Below are 22,542 nucleotides of genomic sequence, written 5' to 3' on the forward strand. Positions count from 1 at the left end.
AATCTATTTCAAAACCGGACAATCTTTTGTTCGGTTTTCTTTTTTAAAGAGATTATAGTAAAAGCGGACCGAAGTTTGCTCCTATTGATTTTTATTTAAAAATTTAATAAAAAAATTAAAGTAAAATCTCCTTACCAAACGTCATACAACCATCAATTGCAAAACAATGAATCCAATCAAAATAATTCTCACAGGGGCTACAGGAATGGTAGGCGAAGGTATTTTAATGGAATGTCTTGAGAATCCTAATATCTCTGAAATCCTTAGTATCAGCAGAAAACCCTCCGGAAAAAAGCATGCTAAACTTAAAGAATACCTCGTTTCTGATTTCTTATCTATTGACATCCATGATGAAAACCTAAAAGGCTATGATGCCTGCTTCTTTTGTGCCGGAATCAGCAGCGTAGGAATGAATGAAGAAGATTACACCAAAATTACCTACGATACTACCGTACATTTTGCAGAAGCTGTTCTACACCAAAATCCAGACATGGTCTTCAATTATGTTTCAGGTGCCAGTACGGATAGTACAGAAAGCGGAAAGGTTATGTGGGCAAGAGTAAAAGGCAGAACAGAAAATGCCTTAAAAAAAATGAATTTCAAAGGCGCTTACAATTTTCGTCCCGGATTTATGAAACCTGTTGATGGCCAATTGAATGTAAAATGGTTTTTTAAACCTTTTATTTGGATTTTCCCTATTTTTTTACCGTCAAAATCATTAACTTTACACGAAGTGGGTAGAGCGATGATTAATGCTGTAGAAAAAGGATATCCTACCTCAACTTTAGAAATTCGAGATATTAAAAATTTAGCGATATGAGAGACATGTTAAAAAGAATTATTCTGGTTATTTTTGTACTCTTACTTCTGACCGCCATTTCAGGGTTTCTCTATATGCAGAAACATCCCCTGGAAGAAGGAAAATCAGGAGCAATTTTGAATTTTTCCGGTAAGCCTGCAAAGTAGCTGAATCCTAAAATACATGAGTCTATCAGTAATTTTATATTTTATCAGAAATAAACCTATTTTTTAAACATTTCTTAAAATTCCATTAAAATAGTTGCGAAACATAAAGTTCATTTTTGTATTCATCTAACTGAAGTAAAAAATGATCAACAACTACTTATTAAAAGGGTCTGTTATAGCCGCATTCTTTTTACAGAGCGGACTTTTCGGACAGACACTGATTCATTACTGGAATTTTAATAATAATACATCCTCAGCTTCCATCACTACGCCATCATCTACGTTGGCGAATGGCTCTCTTATGGCCATAGCCGGTGGGACAAGTGTGGTAGATTTTGCCAACGGTACCGGACAAAATTTTAATATTGATAATTTAAATGCCAGAAATGGGGATGCATCAGGAACCCATTTACGATTCAACAATCCGATTGGCGGAGCATTACAATTCAATCTGCCAACCACAGGATATAATAATGTTGTGGTAAAATTCACCACCAGAAAATCTACACAAGGAGCAGGAACACAAACATGGTCCTATACAACAGATGGGACTACTTTTGTTCCCTATCAAACCGTTACTCCCCAGGATGCCAATCCGCAATTGATCACTTTTGATTTTTCTGCCGTTGCGGGAGTTTCCAATAATCCGAACTTCAAATTAAAGGTTGAATTCTCGGCAACAGGAGGCGGAACTGGCGGCAACAATCGTTTTGATAATTTCACGGTGGATGCCAATCCTGCCGGAGGTATTGATACCACTCCTCCTACTACAAGTTATCTTCCCTCAAACAATACAAATAACGCATCCACTACTGTAAATCCTACCATTTCCTTTAATGAAAATGTAAGACTTATAGACAATTCTGCGATTAACGATTCTAATGCACAAAATATTGTAGAACTTCGTCTGGGAAATTCTACAGGTACACAAGTTCCCTTTACTACTACTTTCAGTAATAACACAATCACTGTGATCCCTACTTCCGGCTTGGTACCGGGGCAAGTCTATTATTTAGCACTTAAGCCCAATACTGTAGAAGATTTCAGTGATAATGCGGTAACTACAATAACTTCCAGTACATTTATAACTGCCGGAACTTCGATTTCACTTGATAAAAACTTTATAAAAGTTGAGGAAAATGCAGGAAACTTGGCCTTTAAGATCAATGTAGCCAACCCATCAACGGCTACCGTAAATTTGGTGGTGAAACCGGCACCATTTAGTACCGCAGACAGTAATGATTTTACTTTGGCCAATCAAACCATTAATATCAATTCTTCTACAACAAGTTATACCGTAAATATTCCTATTATTGATGATACATTGGAGGAACAAAAAGCGGAGTATTTTGTAGTAAGTCTTGAAAATCCGACAGGGGCAACAATTTCAGGTGATAATTCAGCAACAGTTTATATTATTGATAATGATAAACCAGCCCCTGTTCCATCCAATCAGATACAATTGAACTATATCGGAAGCTTTGACCCATCCGGAAACAATAACAGCTCTACAGAAATTGTAGTTCATGATAAGGCCACGCAACGACTGTTTACCATCAGTTCCATTACAGACGTTTTTGATATTATTGATTTTAGCAGCCCTACTACTCCATCGGTTATCAAAACGGTAAACATGGCTCCTTATGGGGGTATCACAAGTATTGCCGTAAAAAATGGAATTATTGCTGCAGCTTCTCCCAATGTCAACCCACAACAAAATGGATCTGTAGTCTTCTTTGATATTAACGGAAACTTTTTGAAACAGGTTACCGTAGGTGCTTTACCGGACATAATTACTTTTACGCCTGACGGAACAAAAGTGGTTACAGCCAATGAAGGAGAACCTAATGATGCCTACACTGTAGATCCAGAAGGTACAATCAGTATTATTGATATTTCGGGAGGAATTGCTAATCTTGCGCAAAGTAATGTAACAACTTTAAACTTTAACAGTTTTGATTCTCAGGTTGCCGCTTTAACCGCTACGGGCTTAAGAAAAGTGAGAACAAACAATACCTTATCTCAGGATCTGGAACCTGAATATGTTACGATAAATGCAGACAGCAAAAAAGCATGGGTAACCCTTCAGGAAAATAATGCCATTGCTGAGGTTGATCTTACTACTAAGACTATAACCGGCGTCTGGGGGCTAGGTAAAAAGGATATGAGTCTTCCGGGTAATGGTTTTGATGCTTCAGACAATAATGGAGAGGTTCTTATTGCCAACTGGCCTGTAAAAGCTTATTACATTCCTGATGCCGTGCAAAACTACAAGGTTGGAAACACCAATTATATCATAACCGCCAATGAGGGAGATGAAAAAGATCTTCCCGGATATAGTGAAAGAACAACAATAGGAACTAATAATTATACGTTAGATCCTGCTATTTTCCCTAATGCCAACCTATTAAAAGCTTCACATAATCTTGGAAGATTCAGGGTATCATCAGCTACCGGAAATACGGATGGCGATGCAGATTTTGAAGAAATTGCAGCCTTGGGAGCACGCTCATTCTCCATCTTTAATGCAGATACAAGACAACAAGTTTATGACAGTGGAGATCAGTTTGAAAGATATATTGCAGCGAATCATCCTTTAATTTTCAATGCCGATAACGAATCCAACACTATTAAAAGTAGAAGCCGTGCAAAAGGTCCCGAACCGGAAGGAGTAGCATTGGGAACCATCAACGGACAAACCTATGCTTTCATCACATTGGAAAGAACAGGAGGGGTAATGGTTTACAATATTACAGATCCAAGCAATCCTACCTTTACAGATTATAAACATTCCCGTTCTACTTCAGCATATGGAGGAGACAACGGCCCCGAAGGAATTATCTATATTGCTCCTGAAAATACCACAACTAATAAAGGATACGTCATCATTGCCAATGAACTGAGCGGAACCTTATCTATGTATGAAGTGACTGTGCCCCCTACCTTAGGAACCGGTGAGGTAACGTCAGAAAAGGCAACATTCAATGTGTTCCCCAATCCTGTAAACAAAGGAAATACACTATATTTCAACAGAAAACAGGACTACGAATTATATGATATGTCAGGAAAACTGATTGGAAAAGAGAAAAATGCCTTAACAATACCTACTTCAACCCTTTCTACAGGAGTTTATCTTGTAAAAACCTCGGAAGGACACCTGAAGAGAATTATTGTAAAGTAGTTGATATTTTATTATTTAATTGAAGCTCCCTTTTGGGAGCTTTTTTATTATTTAGGTTTATTATACAAAGATTTTCCTATCAAAAATTATCATCATTTAACTTTTGATTAACAATGAGAAAATTATTTTATATCTATATTTATCCCGAACAAAAACCAAATTCAAAATGAAAAATATTAAAATGGCAGCTATTTTAGCCATTCTATTTCTAGGAACAGGCAAAGCTTTCTCACAATCCAGAAAGACAGAATCTACCAAAGGCGTAGAACAGTCTGATAACAAAAAAATACAGGTAGAAGGAGTAGGACATAAGCTCAATTATACCCTTAATGGCGGAACAGTTGAGGTTTCGGGAGGGGATAATACCGTAATCATCAAAGGAAATGCAAAAAAGATTTCCGTTTCAGGAACCGGAAACAAAGTATACATTGACAGAGTAGACAAAGTGGCCTTAGAAGGTGGAAATAACACGGTGTATTACAAAACAGCCGCAACAAAAACAGGAAAACCAGAAACTGCTCTTACCGGTGTAGGAAATAAGGTAGTGAAACAATAAAAATTTTAATCAAAATAGGGCTTGGATTATTCATCTAGGCCTTTATTTTTGAAATACATTATCATTTCATTTTGTGGAGAAACTTTTTCCTTAAAAATATAAACTTCCTCCATAATTATATAACACACTCACTCTTATTCATTCTAATTTTATCCCGCGAAATGAAAAGAGTCTTTCACATATTGTTTATCCTCCTTTACATCGTAGTTTCCTCAGGGTTTACTACCAGCAGGCATGTATGCAAAGGAAACTCAAGTGAAATACATCTGGGCTTAAAAAAACTTTCTGATCTGGACTGCCCGAAATGCAGTGCCAATAAAGAAAAAAACCATGGCAAATGCTGTAAGCTGGAAGTAAAAAAAATCTGTAAAGAAGATAATCTTCCCCATTCTTACAAAAATTCACCGGTAAAGTTTTTATCAGCATCCATTCCGTATTACAATCTCGGGACCGTATTTGATCAGGCAATAGCTATTGATCCTGAAAACCATTCCTCCTATTTTGATCCCTCAAAATATCATCTCAATTACCCCTCCCTTTTCATTCTTCATTGCGTTTATAGAATTTAGAATAGATTGAATCATACTCTGATCCCGATGGGGACAACTATTTTTCAATTTTAATTCTAAAAATATTCTATGAATTTATCATTCAGAGCACTCATCTTATGGCTGGGCTGCCCTGCCCTATCCTTTGCTCAATTCACGAGCTTGGAGGATGTACTTCTAAGGGCCGAAAAAAATTACCAGTCCATTCAAAAAAAAGAAATCAATATAAAAGCTTCCAATGAAAGGCTTCAACTTCAAAAAACCTACTATCTTCCGGAAGTTACCCTAATGGCTCAACAGAGTTTTGGGACCATCAATGCTCAAAACGGTCCTATGTACAATATGGGAGGGGCTGGAATTGCCTCTACATCCATGCCTTTGGCAGAGCAAAACTGGAATGCAGGATTCGGGAGTCTGTATCTGGCCAATATCAATTGGAATGTCTACACTTTTGGAAAGCTTGCCACAAAAGAAAATATGGAAATTGCCGACACAGAACTACAAAAAGCGGACTTAAAACAGGAGGTATTTCAACATCAGATAAAGGCTGCGGCTGCTTACTTTAATCTTTTGGTAAGCCAGCGTCTTGAAAATGTACAGCACGAAAATCATAAACGTTCAGAGGTTATTTATTCCATTGCTCAGGCAAGGGCCAACAGCGGATTGATCCCTGAAGTAGATGCTTCTCTGGCAAAGGCAGAAATGTCTAGCGCTCAAACCGCGATCATCAATGCCAATGATCATGTGCTGGAATACAATAAAAAACTGGCAGACCTGTTGGCAGAAAATTTCAATGATTATCAATTAGATCATTATTTCAGTAAGAATACGCCTTACTTAATTCAGGAAACCTCAGCTTTGAATAACCATCCCAGCACTCTTTTTGTTGCTCAAAAAATTAATAAAAGTAAACAACAGGAAGCTTACTTACATACCGTAGGTTTACCATCTATTTCTCTTTTTGGAACATTTCAGGGGCGTGGATCCGGTTTTGAATCCAATTATGTTCAGGATAATTCTGCTTACTCATTATCTTATTTGAAAGGGATTGGGGTAGACCGAATGAATTATATTGTGGGGTTCAATCTTAGTTGGAACCTTACTGACTTTTACAGAAACAATTCCAGGGTAAATGAGCAGAAACTGCTTACAAAAGCATTGGATTTTGACTATCAGCAGTTACAGCAGGAACTTCATAATCAACAGAGCCTTTCTGAATTGAAATACAAAAATGCAGTAACAAAAGTCGCTGAATCCAAAATACAACTTCAGGCTGCTAGCGATGCCTTTCATCAACAAAAAGCCCTGTACGAAAACGGATTAACGACGATTGTAGACTTTACGCAGGCTTTGTATCTTCTGAACCGTGCTGAGATTAATTATGAAATTGCTCAAAACAATTCCTGGCAGGCCGTTGTACTCATTGCAGCATCTAAAGGAGATATCTCCATGATTACAAAAGCAATTACCCACTAACCAAAAATTTACATATGAATCTTATAAAGTTTGCATTACGCAGACCAATATCTGTAATGGTATTGGTATTGGGGCTATTGTTTTTCGGAATCAAGGCAGCCAAAGAAGTCAAGGTAGATATTCTCCCCGAGATGGATCTTCCTGTAGTGTATGTTGCCCATTCCTTTAATGGATATACTCCCCAGCAGATGGAAGGATATTTCACCAAAATGTATGTGAATATGCTTCTGTTTACCAACGGAATAAAAAGTATTGAATCTAAAAATACCCAGGGACTCACCCTGATGAAAGTTAATTTCTATGAGGGGACCAATATGGGGGAAGCCATTGCACAAATCAATGCGCTTTCTACCCGTTCGCAGGTATTTTTACCTCCCGGGGCACCGCCACCGTTTATTATTCGTTTTGACTCCTCTTCACAACCTGTAGGACAACTTGTTTTCCGAAGCAATACAAAAATCAATAATGAGCTGCAGGATATCGCTAATTTCAATGCGCGTCCTTTCCTGATTGCCATTCCTGGATTGACTACTGCTCCGCCGTTTGGGGGAAGCCCGCGTACCATAGAAGTCAACGTGAATCCAATTAAACTGCGCGCACATAATCTATCTCCTGAACAGGTGGTAGAAGCCATAAGCAGGAATAACATCACTTCCCCATCAGGAAATGTGTATATAGGAGAAACCAATTATCTTACTCCTACAAACAATACGGTAAAAAAGGTTGAAGAACTTGGAGACATTCCTCTTTTCAAAGGAACAGCAGATAATGTTTATGTTCGGGATGTAGCCATCGTAAAAGACGGAGCAGATGTAGCCACCGGCTATGCATTGATTGATGGAAAACGTTCTGTGTACATCAATATTGCCAAGGCCAGCAATGCTTCCACTCTTGAAGTCGTTAATAAGCTCAAAGAATCATTACCGAAGATTCAGAGAAATATGCCTGATGATGTACAGATTTCCTATGAATTTGACCAATCGGTTTATATTTCAAGTGCCCTGAAAAGCTTAGCTGTTGAAGGAATTCTGGGTGCTTTACTGACAGGGCTTATGGTAATGTTATTCCTTAATGATCGCAGAGCTGCATTGATTGTTATTATGACAATTCCTATCTCCATTATTTCGGGGGTATTGTTTCTGAAACTGTTTGGACAATCGATTAACATTATGTCTTTGTCCGGACTTGCTCTTGCCATAGGAATTCTGGTAGATGAAAGTACCGTTACCATTGAAAATATTCACCAGCATTTTGCCATGGGAAAAACCCGCGCACAAGCTATTTGGGATGCCTGTAAGGAAATTGCCTTTCCAAAATTACTAATCATGCTTTGTATTCTAGCTGTATTTGCTCCGGCATTTATGATGAGTGGTATTCCGGGATCGTTATTTATGCCTTTGGCAATGGCGATAGGCTTTTCAATGATTGTATCCTTTATTTTATCACAAACTTTTGTACCGGTAATGGCCAACTGGATGATGAAACATGATCCTAAAACCTGTGAAAATCATAAACCGAATTGGTTTACCCGTTTCCGTGACCGCTTCACTGAGTTTTTATCTTCTCTGATGAAACGCAGAAAGCCTATTGTAAGCCTTAGCCTCGTCATTGTTTTGTGCATTGGATTTGGACTTTATCAAGTGACTGGAAAAGATGTATTACCTACTGTAAACTCACGTCAGTTTCAGGTTCGTATCAAAGCTGCAGAAGGAACCCGTATTGAAGTCACAGAAATAAAGGTTAAAAAATTCCTTGAACATCTTAAAAGTAAGGTTGGAAAAGACAACATTGCCATTTCTTCTGTATTTATCGGGCAACATCCATCTACGTTTGCTGTAAGCCCAATCTACCTTTATAATGCAGGTCCTCATGAAGCTTTAATGCAGGTTGCCCTGAAAGAATTTAATGGTAATTCTGATGAATTAAAGGATGAGCTGCGAACGTATTACAAGGAAAAGATGCCTGATCTTCAGATTTCTTTTGAACCTATTGAGTTAACTGAAAAAATTCTAAGTCAAGGGACGAATAACCCTATCGAAATAAGAATTTCAGGGATGATGAAAAAGATGAACCGTATGTATGCAGAAAAGCTTTTAACCAAGATCAAAGAAATTGAATACATGCGGGATCAGCAAATCCCCCAATCTATGAACTATCCTGCTTTACAGATTAATATTGACAGAGTAAAGGCGGCTCAATTGGGACTGGACGCTCAGGATATTGCTAAATCTTTAGTGACAGCCACCGCTTCTACCCGCTATACCAATAAAAACTTCTGGGTAGGAGGAATGATGGGAATTGCTTATGATGTACAGGTACAGACCCCGCAGAACATCCTTAACAGTAAAGAAGAGTTGGCCAATATTCCACTGTCCAAAAATTCTGACAGACCTGTTTTGGGAGATGTTGCCACCATTACTTCATCAAAGGAATTGGGAGAAAGTTATAATCTGGGGACAATGGGTTACACCACGGTTACAGCCAATCTCCATAAGACCGATCTGGAACAGGCTTCCAAGGATGTAAGGAAAGCCATTGAATCTCTTGGTGAACTTCCGAAAGGAATAAACATTGAAGTTTCCGGAATGGCTCCTGTATTGGATGAAACCATGAACAGCCTTTCTTCAGGACTTCTTATTGCAGCAGCGGTAATTTTTCTGATGCTGGCAGCTACTTTTCAGTCTTTCCGTGTTTCATTGGTTATTTTAACAACGGTTCCGTTTGTTATCGTAGGATCACTGACATTATTAAAGCTTACAGGCTCTACCTTGAATCTTCAGTCGTATATGGGATTAATCATGTCCGTTGGAGTTTCCATTGCCAATGCTGTTCTATTAATCAGTAATGCAGAAACCATCCGAAAATCAACAGGGAATGCATTAGATTCTGCTATTGAGGCTGCCAAACTCCGTATCCGTCCGATCATTATGACCACATTGGCTATGGCTGCCGGAATGCTTCCCATGGCGATAGGTTTCGGAGAAGGTGGAGATCAGGTATCACCGCTGGGCCGTGCCGTAATTGGAGGGCTTATTTTCTCAACGTTTTCTGTTCTGGTTATTCTTCCACTTGTTTTCGGATGGATACAAAACAACGCCAGCATTATTTCTCCGTCTTTAGATCCTGAAGATGAAGAAAGCATCCATTATTCTAATTCCAACTTATAATTTTTACATTCAATGAAAAATATATTATATACAGCTGCTATCCTGAGTCTTATGATGATCCCGGCATCTTGCAGCAAAAAAAAAACAGCTCCCAAACAAGAAATGAAGCCCATGATGATGAACAACATGGAAACGGTAAGCATTAAAAAAAGTAATCCAAAAGTTGAGCTTAAACTTCCCGGAGAACTGGTTCCTGATCAGGAAACGGCATTATTTGCTAAAGTACAGAGCTACGTAAAGAAGATCAATGTAGATATCGGAACCTACGTAAGTGCCGGGCAAGTTCTGATGGTTTTGGAAGCTCCGGAAATACAATCTCAGGCCGCTAATGCTAAGGCCAAATGGCAGGCACAGGAAGCAATATACGCCTCAACAAAAGCAAGTTATGAAAGAATGTATAGGGCCAATGAGACCAAGGGCGCCATTGCAAAAGATGCACTGGACCAGATTAATGCCCGAAAGCTTTCCGATGCGGCAAAGGTTAGTGCAGCAAAATCGGCCTATCACGAACTTCAGGATATCAATCGTTATCTGGTGATCCGCGCCCCTTTTAGTGGAGTAATTACAGAACGAAATGTAGATTTGGGAGCCTATGTAGGACCTATGAGCGGAACTCCGCTCATGGTTATTCAGAATACCTCAAAATTGCGACTGAGTTTATCTGTTTCTGAGGCCAGTGTTCCTTACCTCAATGTGGGGGATACCATTTCATTCAGGGTAAATGCTATTCCTGAAAAAAGCTTTAAAGCCAGGATCTCCAGAAAATCGGGTTCATTGGATCTTAAACTTCGTTCTGAGAAGATAGAGGCTGATTTCGTAAATCATTCTAAGGAATTAAAGCCATTTATGATTGCAGAGTCCATGATTCCTTTACAAAATACCGAAGCAACATTTTTCATTCCAAGATCTGCTGTTGTAGAAAGCAATATGGGAATTTATATCATCAAGAAAGAAAATGGAAAAGCAAAATTCATCCCTGTCAAAAAGGGAAGAATCATGAATGATACTATCGAGGTGTTTGGAGAACTGTCAGAAGGAGATCAGATCATCAAAAAAGGAAACGAAGAAATTTTAGAAGGAAGTTTAATTAAATAATATCAATAATGAAAGCAGTATTTAGAAACACATGGACCATTCTTTTCAGTGCAACCGTTTTGTTTGCTTGTAATAAGGAAAAGGAGACAATAAAAAATGTGGAACCTATGACCACACAGAAACCTCAACCTACAGCTTCCGGACAATATGCAAAGGGCAGCCACGTTCCGAATGAAACAGTCTGCATGGTGAATAATGCCTATATGGGTAAAAAGCAAATGGAAGTTCCCCACAACGGCAAGGTTTATTACGGCTGCTGTGAGATGTGTGTAAAAAAGATTCCAACAGATAAAACTGCCCGAGAAGCTATTGATCCGTACAGTGGAAAAACAGTGGATAAGGCGGATGCCTATATTGTAATGATCAGTGATGGGGGCGAAGTGGCCTATTTTGAAAATGAAGAGAGCTACAATAAATTCCGAGCTCAAAATTCATAGTTATATTTTTAGGTTAATTGTTTTAGGGCTTGGTAACTTTGGTTATCAAGCCCTTTTTATAGAAAACAAAAAAGACAGGCCTTGTATAAAAGCCTGTCTTTAAAAATATCTCAGATATAATTATTCTACGTTGATTACCTTTTCAATTTCCGGTGCATGTTGTTTAATTGTGTTTTCCACACCTAGCTTTAGGGTTGAAAAATTTAACGAGCATCCGGAACAGTTACCCAGAAGTTTTACAAAAACCTGATTATCTTTCACGTCAATAAGCTCTATATCACCTCCATCTTTATTCAAAAACGGTCTGATGCTTTCTAAAGCCTCCATTACTCTTGTTACTGTATCTTCGTGCGTTATGTTTGTTTCCATATTTTTTCAGTTCAATTCGGTTTTTTCAAATTTGATTGAAAGTTATTATTATTTTGCCTTTGGTGAGCATCCTGCCATTGTAGAGATCTTCACGGCTTCAGTTGGCGGAAGACTTTTATTTCTTTCTACCAGGCTTTCTACCATCTTTCTTGCAGTTTCAGTGTAGATTTCTGAAATTTTAGAACCTTCCTGAAGCGCTGCAGGTCTTCCTACATCTCCCGCTTCTCTGATACTTTGGATCAAAGGAATTTCTCCCAATACCGGAATTCCAAGATCTTCTGCAAGATATTGTGCTCCCTGGTTTCCAAAGATATAATATTTATTCTCAGGAAGTTCTTCCGGTGTAAAATACGCCATATTTTCGATTAAACCAAGAACCGGAATATTAATACTTTCCATCTGGAACATTGCAATCCCTTTTCTTACGTCTGCCAAAGCAACATGCTGAGGTGTACTTACGATCACCGCACCTGTTACAGGTACCTCCTGAATGATTGACAAGTGAATATCACCTGTACCCGGAGGAAGATCTATTAATAGGAAATCCAATTCACCCCATGCAGCATCTCTGATCATTTGATTCAATGCTTTTGAAGCCATTGGACCTCTCCAAACTACTGCCTGGTTTGCTCCGGAAAAATATCCTATTGAAAGCATTTTCACACCATAATTTTCAATAGGCTTCATCATGCTCTTTCCATTTACTTCTACAGAAATAGGTTTTTCTCCCTCTGTATCAAACATGGTAGGAACTGAAGGACCGTAGATATCAGCATCCAATAATCCTACTTTAAAGCCCATTTTAGCCAATGTTACTGCCATATTTGCAGAAACAGTAGACTTCCCTACTCCTCCTTTACCGGAAGCAATAGCGATAATATTTTGAATCCCGGGAATTTGTTTACCCTTGATCTGACTTTGCTGAATTTCACTAGGTTCCGGGGAAGCTATTTTAAGTTTTAAGTTAATGTCCTCTCCAAACTCACTGGCAAAAGCCTGTTTCATTGCAGCCTCCAGCTTTTTCTTTTCGTGCATTGCCGGCGAATGAGCAGTCATGTCAATATAAACATCATTACCCATTATCTGAAGATTATTCACCAAATCGTCTACTTCTATTTCTTTAAGGAAATCTTGAACCTTTTCTTTCGTCAACATATAAATATAAATTGTTTACAAATTTACGGATTTTTTCGATAATTTAGAATCAATAAAATCTATAATATCAGGTGATAAATCAGATCGTTAAAAATTTTGTTTATTCTGTTTTTTATCCCGACTTATGATCAACCCTCAAAGCAAAATCTATGGAAACTACTGCTTACCCATCCAAATACGCCTCTCCCAAAGGAATCTTCACTGTTGGGAAAACAAGATTTAAATGGTATGATCTGGCAAAAGATCCTGCTGAGGTTTCTTCAGAAGATATTCATCATGCTAAAGTATGTATTGAAAACGCCCAGGAAAATTTTCAAAACATTGATGATCTAGGATTTGTCATCATGCATCGATGTGGGGAAAACTATCTGCTTTTGGTTTGTACATGGCGCAGTGAGAATGAATTGTGGGAAAGTGTTTACTATAATGGTTCAGGTAATTTTGAGGTGTGGGACAGAAATAAAACCCATCTCCCGACGTATTGTGTCTGGGAAATGGGAATAGTTTACCATGAGTCCCAGGCATGGAAAAAGCACCTGGGAACTGCAAGGTATGAAAGTCATAAGGTGGAATATCTTAATAACTTTTTTGAAGGCGAGGTCTGATTTCACGAATCAATTCGCCCTGTATTTTTCATCAAAGTCTACATTTCTGCCGGCACCTTTCACTTTTTTATTTCCAAAAGTATAGGTTGCAGATAGCGTAAATCTTCTGGCATCATAATAATTGTTGTAGGAATGAGTTCCTGTGGAATAATAAATTTCCCCGATACTTCTTGCTTGCTTGAAAATATCAGACACTGTTGCATTAATCTGGAGCTTTTTTTCCATAAGGCTTATTTTAAGACCAGATGTAAAGTTTCCTGCAAAATCCATATAAACATTTCCGGAATTAGATGGCAAACGGAACCAATAGTTAAGAATCAACTGAATGGTTTTGTTTTTATTCAGGGAAAGGTTATTCTGAAAATTAAAATCATAGCCATATCCTTTTTTAGATAAGGCATCGGTTGCAAAAATCTCCGTACTCATATAGGACACATCTGCAGAGTAGTTCGCTTCCCAAAATTTCAGGAATGTATCGGAATAATTCAGGGTAACCCCGATATTATTTTGGTTATAAAAATTGAAAAATGTACTGGTTCTACTCTCTCCGGACAGGTTTGCTACCTGACCAAATGCATCCAGTGTTCTCTGGAAATAGACAGAAGTAGATAATTTTCCCTTATAAACATGTGAAAATTCAAAATTATGATTGATGGATGGCTTCAACAAAGGATTTCCGGTGAAGTAAGAATTAATATTGATATACCAGCGATATGGATTGATTGCCCGAAACCCCGGTCTGTTGATCCTTTTGGAATAGTTCAGGTTGAATGTATTATTTTCGTCACTTTTATAGGCTACATAAGCAGTTGGAAAGAATTTTCCATAGGAGTTTTCTGTCTGCTGTCCGGATGTTAGAGAGTTTCCATTGACTGTAGAATATTCATAGCGAAGTCCGGCCTTTGCGGACCATTTTTCGTTGAATGATTTTTCAATGCTTATGTAGGCAGCATAGTTTTTCTCATTATATTCAAACTCATTACTCTTTAAAGGGTCTGTAATATAACTTCCATTATCCAGATTTTGGTAGAAAATACTTGAATTATTATCAAAATTAGTGAACTTCACTCCTACTTCTGTCTTTGCAAACTGATAAGGCAGCGTAAGATCTGCCTGCCCTGAATATATTTTATAATCCACCATGGATGGGGACTTTACCACAAAACTATTCCCAGAGTTTTCTGTTGTGGTAAAATCAATGATGCTCTTAGGGTTGTTGGAAAAATAATTCCCTGTGATGCTTAGTTTATTATCCTGTTTTCCAAATTTAAGATCGTAATATGCACTTACGGTATGCTGAATAGTTTTTCCTCTGTGTTCCGCATCGGTAGATAAAGTACTGGTATAGATTTTATTCTGAAAATAATCTGAGGTATTCTCAATATCCATATTGGAATGTCCAAATCCGTAGTCATAAATAAATCCGACGTTTGATTTTTTCCCCAACTGATAATCAATACTTAGATTAGCTCCAAGCCCATCTCCAAAATCTCTTCGGTCATCATGACTTTTAAGTCCCTCCGTTCCCTCTATCCAATAGTTTTCAAAGGAATGTTTTTCGTATTTGTTTTGCCTTAATTTTAGGGAAGAACGAAGCTTTTCGTTCTGATAATTGATCGTTGCACTGTTTGAAAATGCGGTATAGGTCTGCTGTTGAAGACTTGTTGTCAAACTTCCGCTCCATCCCAGCTTTTGATTTTTCTTGAGAACAATATTGATAAGTCCACTGTTCCCTTGCGCTTCATACTTGGCCGGAGGAGTGGTAATGACTTCTATTTTTTCTATATTTTCTGACCTGAGGCTTTTAAGATACGTAACAAGTTCGGAGGATGAGAGATTCAGGATTCTTTCGTTAATCATTACTGATACTCCACTTTTTCCGGCAATTGAGACTCCTGCATTATCATCCACCTTTACCAAGGGTGTTGTTGCAAGGGCGTCTGCTCCATCCATTCCTTGTGACGCCACGGAATTGCTTACATTAAAAACCAGCCTGTCTGCTTTTCTCTCGATCAGTTTTTTTCTGGCGGTAAGGGTAACGCCTTCAATCTGTTTTTCGTTTTTTCTTTCGATTAAAAAATCCTGCTTTATATCACCATTTACAACAATATCCATACTGGATACTTCCGTGCCATCCTGTATTAATTTTATATTGTAATTCCCGTTTTCAAAAAGTTTCAGCGCATAATTTCCTTTATCATCTGAAATGGCAGTCTGCTTTTTCTGATCCTTAACAGCTATCACCTCAACATAGGAAACTGTACTTCCAGCCTGAGTAATTTTTCCGGTCATCGTCTGAGAAAATAAGGCTATTGGCAACAATATCATCGCTGAAAGTAATGTTCTCTTCATTCTTATGGTTATTTTTAATAAGACAACCCATAACATTTATTTGTTACATGTGGTCATTTATTTTTAATGTTAAAAACAATTCTAGAGGTACTTCTACAATCCCTAAACTTGTTGAAAATATTCTTAAAATATGCCCTAGATAGATGTATCTTTAGAACCCTTTTATTTAAAACGACAGAAATAATTGAGTACAAAAAAATAAAGACATATGAAAGTAATAGCTTTATCGGGAGCAGCAGATACAGGAAAATCACATACAATTAATATTGCCTATGCTTTTCTGCTTAAGGATGAATATGTACAGGTTCCTGGAAATTTCAGAGTTTTAGGAAATCCTGAAATTGAAGATTTTATCGATATTCTAGAAAAAGATGGTAAGAAAGTAGGTTTTGTCGGGATGGGAGATTACATCATAGGACCAGGACAGAGTCTAAAAAGTTTACTTGAAGAACTTGAATCCAAAGGTTGTGATACTGCCCTATGCGCAGCCAGAGATCTTCCGAGAATATTAGCTGCAGTACAGGCGTACCCTGATCATATTATTATTCAAAAAACACTTTCTACAGGTGAAGAGAATAATAGAATTGTGAATACGAATGATGCTATTGTAATGATTAATGCAATATAGTTTTGGAAGTGAACTTTCAGCCCATCGTAGGATTTTATATCATATTTTAAAAGTAGTTTATAAAATAAAAACCACCAAAATCGGTGGTTTTTATTTTAATTTATTTCCGATATATTTATTTCTCGGATATTTTCAATATGATTTGGAAATTTAGTTTTTGAAAGAATATCTAATATGTCCTGAGGAAGGTTTTCTAACTTCAATGGTTCTTTAGGAATGGCTACTAAATGATAATGAGGAGCTAAAAAATTACTTAAAACTGTTTTGTCATAAGAATAAAGACCTTTTTTCGTCATAGAAATGTAGTTTTCTAAATATCTTTCATCAGCTCCTGAACCGAATGTCTTAATTAATAAACTATCTAATTTAGGATTGACTAAAACATCCGATACTTCAGGTAAATTCTTAAAATAATTGACTAATACCTGATGTTCTTCTTTAGATTCTGCTACCGAATTAGGTAATTTCCCGCCACCAGAAGCCATAAATCCTATATATTTACCATCTGTAAAAACCCCCACCGCAATGCGGTGTTACTGCTCACTGATTTGCAAATCCGCAAGATCGGGCACCGATTAGGTAGCTTTTCTCTTACTTATCCCAACCAATATGGTTTTCTAAAACCACAGGATTATATATTTTATTAAGTCCGCTAGATTTATAAAACATCAAAGTTATGATAAGATCCTTTTTCAAATTATCAGGATCATTTTCTTTAACTATAATATACTGAACATATTTCATTTTAACACTTGGAATAAAAATATCTGTAGTATCTTTTATTTTAATGTTTTTTAACAAATCTTTTTTAGAGTTGATTTCATTATAATGTTTGTTCAAAAAAAATAATTCTGAGGCGGTTACTCCAGGATAATTTTCAGAATCATAAATTAGACTATTATACGATTGTAAATCATTGTCTTTTACAGATTCCCAGTATTTAAAAACTGTTTCTTTTATCTGTTCTTTATCTTTCTGATCTTGCGATACACAACTGATGCAGAACAAAAATAAAACTAAATATAGTGTTGTTAACTTCATTATAGTGAAACTTTTTTGTTAGCGTTTAATTGTTCATTAAGAGGCTGAATAGGAATGTTATTGGTTTTCATAATCTGTGTTCCATTGGATATAATCAAAGAATTTGGCATTAATACTGCTGTAGGATTAGGCAAAGTTCCATCAAAAACATAATTTACCACATCATTTCTTGTTTGCGATGTCATGTCTATACCGCTTCCGTCAACGTATTTAATTGCTTTTTCCATTTAAAACTATACCAACTAGTCTCTTGCGGCTCTTTATAATTCTTATAGCTGCCTACTCCAAAAAATGCATTACCTGTCTTCAAATGGTTCATCCCAAAAGGATAGTAGTCATTGGCATCTGTGATTTCAAGAGCGCCTGAGTTGTTTTTACCAAAGCTTACCCTTACGTTTCCAAGGTGATCCTTGTACTGGTAAATATACTGATCTTTTTTATAATCATAAAAGCCCTCAGCTGTAGGGAAAAACACAAGATTCTTATCTTTAAGCTCGTTATTTCTAAAATGATAAAATAATTACTAGCAAAAATTAAAAGATTTTTTAATAAAAATAAACAGTATTACAAATATAAAAACCCCACAAGTTGTGAGGTCTTGTTTTATCTACCATAATAATATTCTTCAATACAAGAAGAAAAGTAGTTAGCTATATAGATTTCTATTATTTAAATATTATAACTAGTGATATAATAAAAAATATTATATATATAAAAACAGGAATTAGTGAATAATATATCTTTTCATACATTTTTTTCATATAAAGTATTACAAAAAATAGTATTGAAATAAAAATATTTCCAAACACTAATATTACAAGTATAATAGTATAGAACTCATAATATAATTTTCTATTTAAATCATACTTAAATAGAAAATGAAATATTAAATAAATAAAAATATTTACTATAAAAAATAATAGTGGAATAAATTGAATTTTATTTTTCATTTTTGATCTACAGCAGTATCTCTCATGTTTCCTCTCATTAATTTATTTAGACCTGAACCAAACTTAATTACATCTTTATCAAATATTATGATTTCTAATTTTATTTTTAGGGAATTTAGATCAAAATAATTAATTAAATTTATCTTCATCAATTTCTTGTTCTAAATATCCAATAACCTTATCCAAGTTTTCACTTAAATAGAATATTCCGTAGTATTTCTTACCCAATAAGCTTACTAATTTTAGTTTATTTTCTTGATATTTTTCTAAATCTAAAATTAAAGCACCTATTTCTTGAGATAATTTATTATTTCCTGTTCTCACAGCGCTATATTGTCTAATTTTATATATTCCTATAAGATTTTCTTTTTCAAAATTATCACTGTCACTTATCTTAACTTTATAGTTTTCAAAATGATCTAAAAAACATCTTCTCTCTTTAATTATATTAAAAAATTCTTTTTTAGACTTCTCTGTTTCCAAAATATTTATATTATTTATTCAATTCCCTCCAAACCATATTTAACCAATTTAAAGCGTCTTGTGGTCCTTCAAAATAACGATTGGTTTCACTCTCTACATCTTCCCAATAGCTATCAATTTTGACTATTAATATTGATAGTTCTTCTTTTGCTTTTTCTAATGCTTTTTTTGAAACTTCAGATTTATTACAATCTATAACATAATTTCTCACAACATTTTCATCAGTTAAATTATCAAAATCAGCATCCGGAAAATATCCTCCAAAGAATTGAAATAATTCTGGAAATTTATTCTTAAAGTTCATTTTTTTATTTCTTTCATTATCAATTTTGAACTTTGAAATATTACTTCATCATGTTCTAAATTAGAACTAAAATTAATTATTCTGTCTTGTACTGTCCATTTATTTTTACCAATAAGAAGACCTCCTGCAATTATATAGTATTTATTTTTATTTGATAATAATTGAAAAATTTTCAAATAAAACTTCAATAAATCTCTACTAATAGCTAATGGTGATTCTTTCTCCATAATCATACATTCCACTTTCCTGAAGCTCCTTACCCTTAAGTTTCCAAGGTGATTCTTGTACTGGTAAATATAATAACTTTTCTAAATGCAAATACTTCTATTTTTATATACAAAAACCACTGTTTTAGCAGTGGTTTTATTTTCCTTAACTCAAAGTTTTTAACTTTTAGCAACAGCCAGAATCAACTCCATTTGATTGCTTCAATATATTTAACAACACTTTGATTTTTATCGTAGATAATATATTCTACCCAATCATTATCTGTTTGATCTTTTCCTATAAAATTTAACGCTTCGTCAATACTATTAAATATAGAAAATATTGAATGATTATTGTCTAGAGACCATTCTTTGTTAATATTAAGAATGTTCCCTGTTTTTCCGTCTGCCATTACTATGACATACTGATTTTCATTTATATTTGGAAAGTTTTTCATTATTAATTTGTTATTTTCGCACCTCTAACTTTACCTCTTAGTAAAATTTCTTGTTCATTTACTATTTTACCTGGAGTTTGTTTTAAATTAACATTCTTAAGACTTGGACTTTTTACTGTTTTATATACAGGAACAGTTTTCTTCAATATAACACCATTTCCATTTGGTCTTAAAGAATAATTTTTTGCGACCTCTTTATTCTTTGTCCACGATGTATAATTACTATTTGTATTTCCTCCATTATGTTCAGCAGGAGTTGCTTTTCCTTGTAGAGCTTCTAAATAGCCTGCATGTCCTTCATTAACCCCTCTGTACAATGTTGTTGGTTTTATAGCTTTGATTCCTTTTACAGCTCCCGCAGTTGCACTTACCGTTGCCATATCGAACGCTTTTTCTCCCACATCTCGACCCGCACCTCGATAATCTCCCTGAATTGCTTTTCCTCCCGTTTTAGCCGTTCCATAAATACCCATTGTCAATGAATTAGCTGTCCCATCTACATAATCGCTCCAAGTATAATCACTTACCGCATTTTTTGTTGTTCCAACAGGATCATTTATAAAGCTTTTTATTCCCTGAATCCTCCCTGAAATACCTTCTTTTATTCCTGTAAAAAAATCATTACAACAATCCTCGTCTCCACCATCAATTACATCTTCAGGGGCATTCCCATCGGGATCAATATTCCTAATAGGATTATTGAATGCATAGTTATAAGGTGACCAATCTGGAAACTCTTCACTCAATGGATCTGGAGAAAACCAACGATTCAAATCATTCATATATTGACGGCTTCCAAAGTCCAAAAAACCAGTCTCCTGCAATTCCTTGCCGTTGTACTTATAGTTGTAATGTTATTTAGGTGGAGATGGAGGGTTAGGAATTTTAGAATCTAGCAAATCTCGTGAAAACTTATGATAAGGAATTTCTTTAAGTCTTTTATCTTCTTTTAGTAAAATCAAGTCCTCAATAATTTCCTCTTGCCTCTTTGATAATTCGTGTGAATAAAATCTAAATTTGAGATTCTTCCCATTTAAATAATAATTTATCTGTCGTGGTTGGGCATCAGGAGTACTTTTAAATTGAATTGAATCATAAAAAGAGTTTAATATTCTTTTTTTGTAAGAAGCAAAATCAATCTTTTGAGTTGATTTAAAATATTTATATTTTACTCCATTTTTAACAGATATTAAATCTTCCTTACATACATACAAAGAGTCTTTGTCATTTATGAGGATTCCAATCCTTGGTTCATTAGGATCCATACTAAATCCTAATGATATTTCAATATACTCTTGCTTTTCTTTATGACATGAAAGCAAGAGTACACTAATCATTATAATACTAATTAATTTCATACAACTATTGATCTTTATGTTTGAGACTTCCATTTTTATCTACTTTTATCATAGACCCGTTAAAATTCCACATTTCAGTTTTTATCTGAGAATTACCTAACTTTAATTTTAGAGCTTCGTTTGCTTGCTTAAGAATTTGAAACCCCTCCTTAGTGTATGTATTTACTTTATTGTTTGTAGGATCTTTTAAATACTCATTCTGAATATAATAATGTTGCCCATGTTGAGATTCCCAAGTGTCATATTTTCTGTATTCTTTTGGGATGCTACTTGAATTAAGATAGCCATCATCTTGAAGATCGTTAGCTTCCAAATCAGCGTGAACAAAAGATTCGTGAACTATCTGTCTTAAGGTATTAAAAAACTGACTGCCAGAATCGCCATATGCTTTATTTGAAATCAAAATCGAGACATTCTTCTCATCTCCCTTAATTTTGCCTTTTGTAGAACCTCCTATGGATGAGTCTGTTTTGACTCCATATGATAGATCTATACCTTTATTATGATACTCTCCATTAGCCTTGGCTTCAAAAATAGTCTTTCCTCCATATTCAACTTTTTGTCCTTTCTCCATATATTTAGATAAAAAAGCTTGTCCTTCTTTTGTTTTAGCAAAAAACACAAAAGCTTTATATTGCTCTTCATTACCTTTCTTCATTATATTACTCAAATCTAATTGCATTCCATCGGGATCAATATAAAGAATAGGATTATTTGCGGTATAATTAAATGGCGATATATTAAAATATTTCTCCGCCAGCGGATCTACAACTCCCCATCTACCAATATCTGCCATATACATCCTCGCACCATAGTCATACATTCCCGTCTCCTGCAATTCCTTGCCGTTGTACTTGTAATTCTTGTAAGAACCCTGTCCATAAAACGCATTCCCTGTTTTCAAATGGTTCATCCCAAAAGGATAGTAGTCATTAGCATCTGTGATTTCAAGAGCGCCTGCGCTGTTTCTGCCAAAGCTTACCCTTACATTTCTAAGGTGATCCTTGTACTGGTAAATATACTGATCTTTTTTATAATCACAGTATCCCTCAGCAGTAGGAAAAAATACAAAACTCTCACCTTTAATCTTATGATTTTCAAAATGATAAACAAAATGCTTGCTAGCAAAAATTAAAAGATTTTTTTAATAAAAACAGACTAAATTATGGTAAGAAAAAACCTCGCAAATTGAGAGGTTTTTTCTTAT

At 35.6% G+C, this 22,542-nt stretch carries 25 protein-coding genes; 11 read left to right on the forward strand and 14 right to left on the reverse strand.

Translation table 11 applies throughout. The annotated features are described in order from the left end of the window. Positions 1 to 166: 166 nt before the first annotated feature. The 9 genes from EG359_RS08880 to EG359_RS08915 all read left to right on the forward strand — a co-directional run bounded on the left by EG359_RS08880 (position 167) and on the right by EG359_RS08915 (position 11,426). Entirely contained in the window at positions 167 to 820 is a 654-nt protein-coding gene (locus tag EG359_RS08880) for an NAD-dependent epimerase/dehydratase family protein (protein ID WP_076352502.1), read from the forward strand. Further along, positions 817 to 966, forward strand: coding sequence for a hypothetical protein (locus EG359_RS22425; protein WP_164463055.1), 150 nt, complete (start codon positions 817 to 819; stop codon positions 964 to 966). Before EG359_RS08880 ends, EG359_RS22425 begins: the two co-directional genes overlap by 4 nt. A gap of 142 nt (positions 967 to 1,108) precedes the next feature. After that, positions 1,109 to 4,147: a choice-of-anchor I family protein gene (locus EG359_RS08885; protein WP_076352503.1), complete on the forward strand. Its 3,039-nt coding sequence runs from the start codon at positions 1,109 to 1,111 to the stop codon at positions 4,145 to 4,147. A 166-nt stretch (positions 4,148 to 4,313) separates the two neighbouring features. Further along, positions 4,314 to 4,703, forward strand: coding sequence for a DUF3060 domain-containing protein (locus EG359_RS08890; protein ID WP_084180325.1), 390 nt, complete (start codon positions 4,314 to 4,316; stop codon positions 4,701 to 4,703). Positions 4,704 to 4,864: 161 nt separating this feature from the next. Further along, on the forward strand, positions 4,865 to 5,272 hold the full coding sequence (locus EG359_RS08895; RefSeq protein ID WP_076352504.1) for an HYC_CC_PP family protein: 408 nt from the start codon (positions 4,865 to 4,867) through the stop codon (positions 5,270 to 5,272). A 69-nt stretch (positions 5,273 to 5,341) separates the two neighbouring features. Then, a complete protein-coding gene (locus EG359_RS08900) occupies positions 5,342 to 6,727 on the forward strand; it encodes a TolC family protein (protein ID WP_076352505.1) in 1,386 nt (461 codons plus the stop codon). 14 nt (positions 6,728 to 6,741) lie between these two features. Then, positions 6,742 to 9,894, forward strand: coding sequence for an efflux RND transporter permease subunit (locus EG359_RS08905; protein ID WP_076352506.1), 3,153 nt, complete (start codon positions 6,742 to 6,744; stop codon positions 9,892 to 9,894). Positions 9,895 to 9,906: 12 nt separating this feature from the next. Then, complete coding sequence (locus EG359_RS08910) at positions 9,907 to 10,989, forward strand: efflux RND transporter periplasmic adaptor subunit (protein ID WP_076352507.1); 1,083 nt, start codon at positions 9,907 to 9,909, stop codon at positions 10,987 to 10,989. 8 nt (positions 10,990 to 10,997) lie between these two features. Next, complete coding sequence (locus EG359_RS08915; protein WP_076352508.1) at positions 10,998 to 11,426, forward strand: hypothetical protein; 429 nt, start codon at positions 10,998 to 11,000, stop codon at positions 11,424 to 11,426. A 120-nt stretch (positions 11,427 to 11,546) separates the two neighbouring features. Here EG359_RS08915 and EG359_RS08920 read toward each other — a convergent pair whose 3' ends face one another. Continuing rightward, the gene (locus tag EG359_RS08920) at positions 11,547 to 11,795 is read right to left on the reverse strand and encodes a NifU family protein (RefSeq protein WP_002977212.1); all 249 of its coding nucleotides are present in this window, start codon (positions 11,793 to 11,795) and stop codon (positions 11,547 to 11,549) included. A 48-nt stretch (positions 11,796 to 11,843) separates the two neighbouring features. Then, entirely contained in the window at positions 11,844 to 12,950 is a 1,107-nt protein-coding gene (locus EG359_RS08925; RefSeq protein WP_076352509.1) for an Mrp/NBP35 family ATP-binding protein, read from the reverse strand. A 149-nt stretch (positions 12,951 to 13,099) separates the two neighbouring features. On the opposite strand from EG359_RS08925, the gene EG359_RS08930 reads away from it, so the two are divergent. Then, positions 13,100 to 13,555, forward strand: coding sequence for a hypothetical protein (locus tag EG359_RS08930; protein ID WP_076352510.1), 456 nt, complete (start codon positions 13,100 to 13,102; stop codon positions 13,553 to 13,555). Between the two features lie 9 nt (positions 13,556 to 13,564). On the opposite strand, the gene EG359_RS08935 is transcribed toward EG359_RS08930, so the two are convergent. Beyond that, the gene (locus EG359_RS08935) at positions 13,565 to 15,907 is read right to left on the reverse strand and encodes an outer membrane beta-barrel family protein (protein WP_076352761.1); all 2,343 of its coding nucleotides are present in this window, start codon (positions 15,905 to 15,907) and stop codon (positions 13,565 to 13,567) included. Between the two features lie 208 nt (positions 15,908 to 16,115). Between EG359_RS08935 and EG359_RS08940 the strand changes: the two genes are divergently transcribed. Then, on the forward strand, positions 16,116 to 16,535 hold the full coding sequence (locus EG359_RS08940) for a hypothetical protein (protein ID WP_076352511.1): 420 nt from the start codon (positions 16,116 to 16,118) through the stop codon (positions 16,533 to 16,535). Positions 16,536 to 16,630: 95 nt separating this feature from the next. Here the strand turns inward: EG359_RS08940 and EG359_RS08945 are convergent, their stop codons facing one another. From EG359_RS08945 to EG359_RS08995, 11 genes are all read right to left on the reverse strand, one after another. Then, the gene (locus tag EG359_RS08945; RefSeq protein ID WP_076352512.1) at positions 16,631 to 17,056 is read right to left on the reverse strand and encodes a hypothetical protein; all 426 of its coding nucleotides are present in this window, start codon (positions 17,054 to 17,056) and stop codon (positions 16,631 to 16,633) included. A 70-nt stretch (positions 17,057 to 17,126) separates the two neighbouring features. Then, positions 17,127 to 17,576, reverse strand: coding sequence for a hypothetical protein (locus EG359_RS08950; protein WP_076352513.1), 450 nt, complete (start codon positions 17,574 to 17,576; stop codon positions 17,127 to 17,129). Continuing rightward, positions 17,576 to 17,761 (reverse strand): hypothetical protein, encoded by a 186-nt coding sequence (locus EG359_RS08955; RefSeq protein WP_076352514.1) that lies wholly within the window; start codon positions 17,759 to 17,761, stop codon positions 17,576 to 17,578. The genes EG359_RS08950 and EG359_RS08955 overlap by 1 nt, the downstream gene beginning before the upstream one ends. 2 nt (positions 17,762 to 17,763) lie before the next feature. Then, positions 17,764 to 18,051: a hypothetical protein gene (locus EG359_RS08960; RefSeq protein WP_076352515.1), complete on the reverse strand. Its 288-nt coding sequence runs from the start codon at positions 18,049 to 18,051 to the stop codon at positions 17,764 to 17,766. Positions 18,052 to 18,655: 604 nt separating this feature from the next. Then, positions 18,656 to 19,009, reverse strand: a complete 354-nt coding sequence (locus tag EG359_RS08965) for an enoyl-CoA hydratase (RefSeq protein WP_084180327.1) — start codon at positions 19,007 to 19,009, stop codon at positions 18,656 to 18,658. A gap of 10 nt (positions 19,010 to 19,019) precedes the next feature. Beyond that, positions 19,020 to 19,313 carry a hypothetical protein gene (locus tag EG359_RS08970; protein WP_076352517.1) on the reverse strand — a complete coding sequence of 98 codons (294 nt, stop codon included), beginning with the start codon at positions 19,311 to 19,313 and terminating at the stop codon, positions 19,020 to 19,022. Then, positions 19,310 to 19,540 (reverse strand): hypothetical protein, encoded by a 231-nt coding sequence (locus EG359_RS08975; RefSeq protein ID WP_123867315.1) that lies wholly within the window; start codon positions 19,538 to 19,540, stop codon positions 19,310 to 19,312. Before EG359_RS08975 ends, EG359_RS08970 begins: the two co-directional genes overlap by 4 nt. 182 nt (positions 19,541 to 19,722) lie before the next feature. Further along, complete coding sequence (locus tag EG359_RS08980) at positions 19,723 to 19,977, reverse strand: hypothetical protein (RefSeq protein ID WP_076352519.1); 255 nt, start codon at positions 19,975 to 19,977, stop codon at positions 19,723 to 19,725. Positions 19,978 to 19,979: 2 nt separating this feature from the next. Then, positions 19,980 to 20,801, reverse strand: coding sequence for an RHS repeat protein (locus EG359_RS08985; protein WP_076352520.1), 822 nt, complete (start codon positions 20,799 to 20,801; stop codon positions 19,980 to 19,982). 30 nt (positions 20,802 to 20,831) lie between these two features. Further along, positions 20,832 to 21,335, reverse strand: a complete 504-nt coding sequence (locus EG359_RS08990; RefSeq protein ID WP_123867317.1) for a glycoside hydrolase family 25 domain-containing protein — start codon at positions 21,333 to 21,335, stop codon at positions 20,832 to 20,834. Positions 21,336 to 21,339: 4 nt separating this feature from the next. Further along, a complete protein-coding gene (locus tag EG359_RS08995) occupies positions 21,340 to 22,248 on the reverse strand; it encodes an RHS repeat domain-containing protein (RefSeq protein ID WP_076352522.1) in 909 nt (302 codons plus the stop codon). Positions 22,249 to 22,542 lie beyond the last annotated feature (294 nt).

This window comes from Chryseobacterium joostei, assembly GCF_003815775.1.
Classification (GTDB): Bacteria; Bacteroidota; Bacteroidia; order Flavobacteriales; family Weeksellaceae; genus Chryseobacterium; species Chryseobacterium joostei.

Bases quoted from the DNA above. Each gene is read 5' to 3' on its own strand.
- EG359_RS08880 (WP_076352502.1), top strand. From the start codon at position 167: ATGAATCCAATCAAAATAATTCTCACAGGGGCTACAGGAATGGTAGGC.
- EG359_RS22425 (WP_164463055.1), top strand. From the start codon at position 817: ATGAGAGACATGTTAAAAAGAATTATTCTGGTTATTTTTGTACTCTTA.
- EG359_RS08885 (WP_076352503.1), top strand. From the start codon at position 1,109: ATGATCAACAACTACTTATTAAAAGGGTCTGTTATAGCCGCATTCTTT.
- EG359_RS08890 (WP_084180325.1), top strand. From the start codon at position 4,314: ATGAAAAATATTAAAATGGCAGCTATTTTAGCCATTCTATTTCTAGGA.
- EG359_RS08895 (WP_076352504.1), top strand. From the start codon at position 4,865: ATGAAAAGAGTCTTTCACATATTGTTTATCCTCCTTTACATCGTAGTT.
- EG359_RS08900 (WP_076352505.1), top strand. From the start codon at position 5,342: ATGAATTTATCATTCAGAGCACTCATCTTATGGCTGGGCTGCCCTGCC.
- EG359_RS08905 (WP_076352506.1), top strand. From the start codon at position 6,742: ATGAATCTTATAAAGTTTGCATTACGCAGACCAATATCTGTAATGGTA.
- EG359_RS08910 (WP_076352507.1), top strand. From the start codon at position 9,907: ATGAAAAATATATTATATACAGCTGCTATCCTGAGTCTTATGATGATC.
- EG359_RS08915 (WP_076352508.1), top strand. From the start codon at position 10,998: ATGAAAGCAGTATTTAGAAACACATGGACCATTCTTTTCAGTGCAACC.
- EG359_RS08920 (WP_002977212.1), bottom strand. From the start codon at position 11,795: ATGGAAACAAACATAACGCACGAAGATACAGTAACAAGAGTAATGGAG.
- EG359_RS08925 (WP_076352509.1), bottom strand. From the start codon at position 12,950: ATGTTGACGAAAGAAAAGGTTCAAGATTTCCTTAAAGAAATAGAAGTA.
- EG359_RS08930 (WP_076352510.1), top strand. From the start codon at position 13,100: ATGGAAACTACTGCTTACCCATCCAAATACGCCTCTCCCAAAGGAATC.
- EG359_RS08935 (WP_076352761.1), bottom strand. From the start codon at position 15,907: ATGAAGAGAACATTACTTTCAGCGATGATATTGTTGCCAATAGCCTTA.
- EG359_RS08940 (WP_076352511.1), top strand. From the start codon at position 16,116: ATGAAAGTAATAGCTTTATCGGGAGCAGCAGATACAGGAAAATCACAT.
- EG359_RS08950 (WP_076352513.1), bottom strand. From the start codon at position 17,576: ATGAAGTTAACAACACTATATTTAGTTTTATTTTTGTTCTGCATCAGT.
- EG359_RS08955 (WP_076352514.1), bottom strand. From the start codon at position 17,761: ATGACATCGCAAACAAGAAATGATGTGGTAAATTATGTTTTTGATGGA.
- EG359_RS08970 (WP_076352517.1), bottom strand. From the start codon at position 19,313: ATGAACTTTAAGAATAAATTTCCAGAATTATTTCAATTCTTTGGAGGA.
- EG359_RS08975 (WP_123867315.1), bottom strand. From the start codon at position 19,540: ATGGAGAAAGAATCACCATTAGCTATTAGTAGAGATTTATTGAAGTTT.
- EG359_RS08980 (WP_076352519.1), bottom strand. From the start codon at position 19,977: ATGAAAAACTTTCCAAATATAAATGAAAATCAGTATGTCATAGTAATG.
- EG359_RS08990 (WP_123867317.1), bottom strand. From the start codon at position 21,335: ATGAAATTAATTAGTATTATAATGATTAGTGTACTCTTGCTTTCATGT.
- EG359_RS08995 (WP_076352522.1), bottom strand. From the start codon at position 22,248: ATGAACCATTTGAAAACAGGGAATGCGTTTTATGGACAGGGTTCTTAC.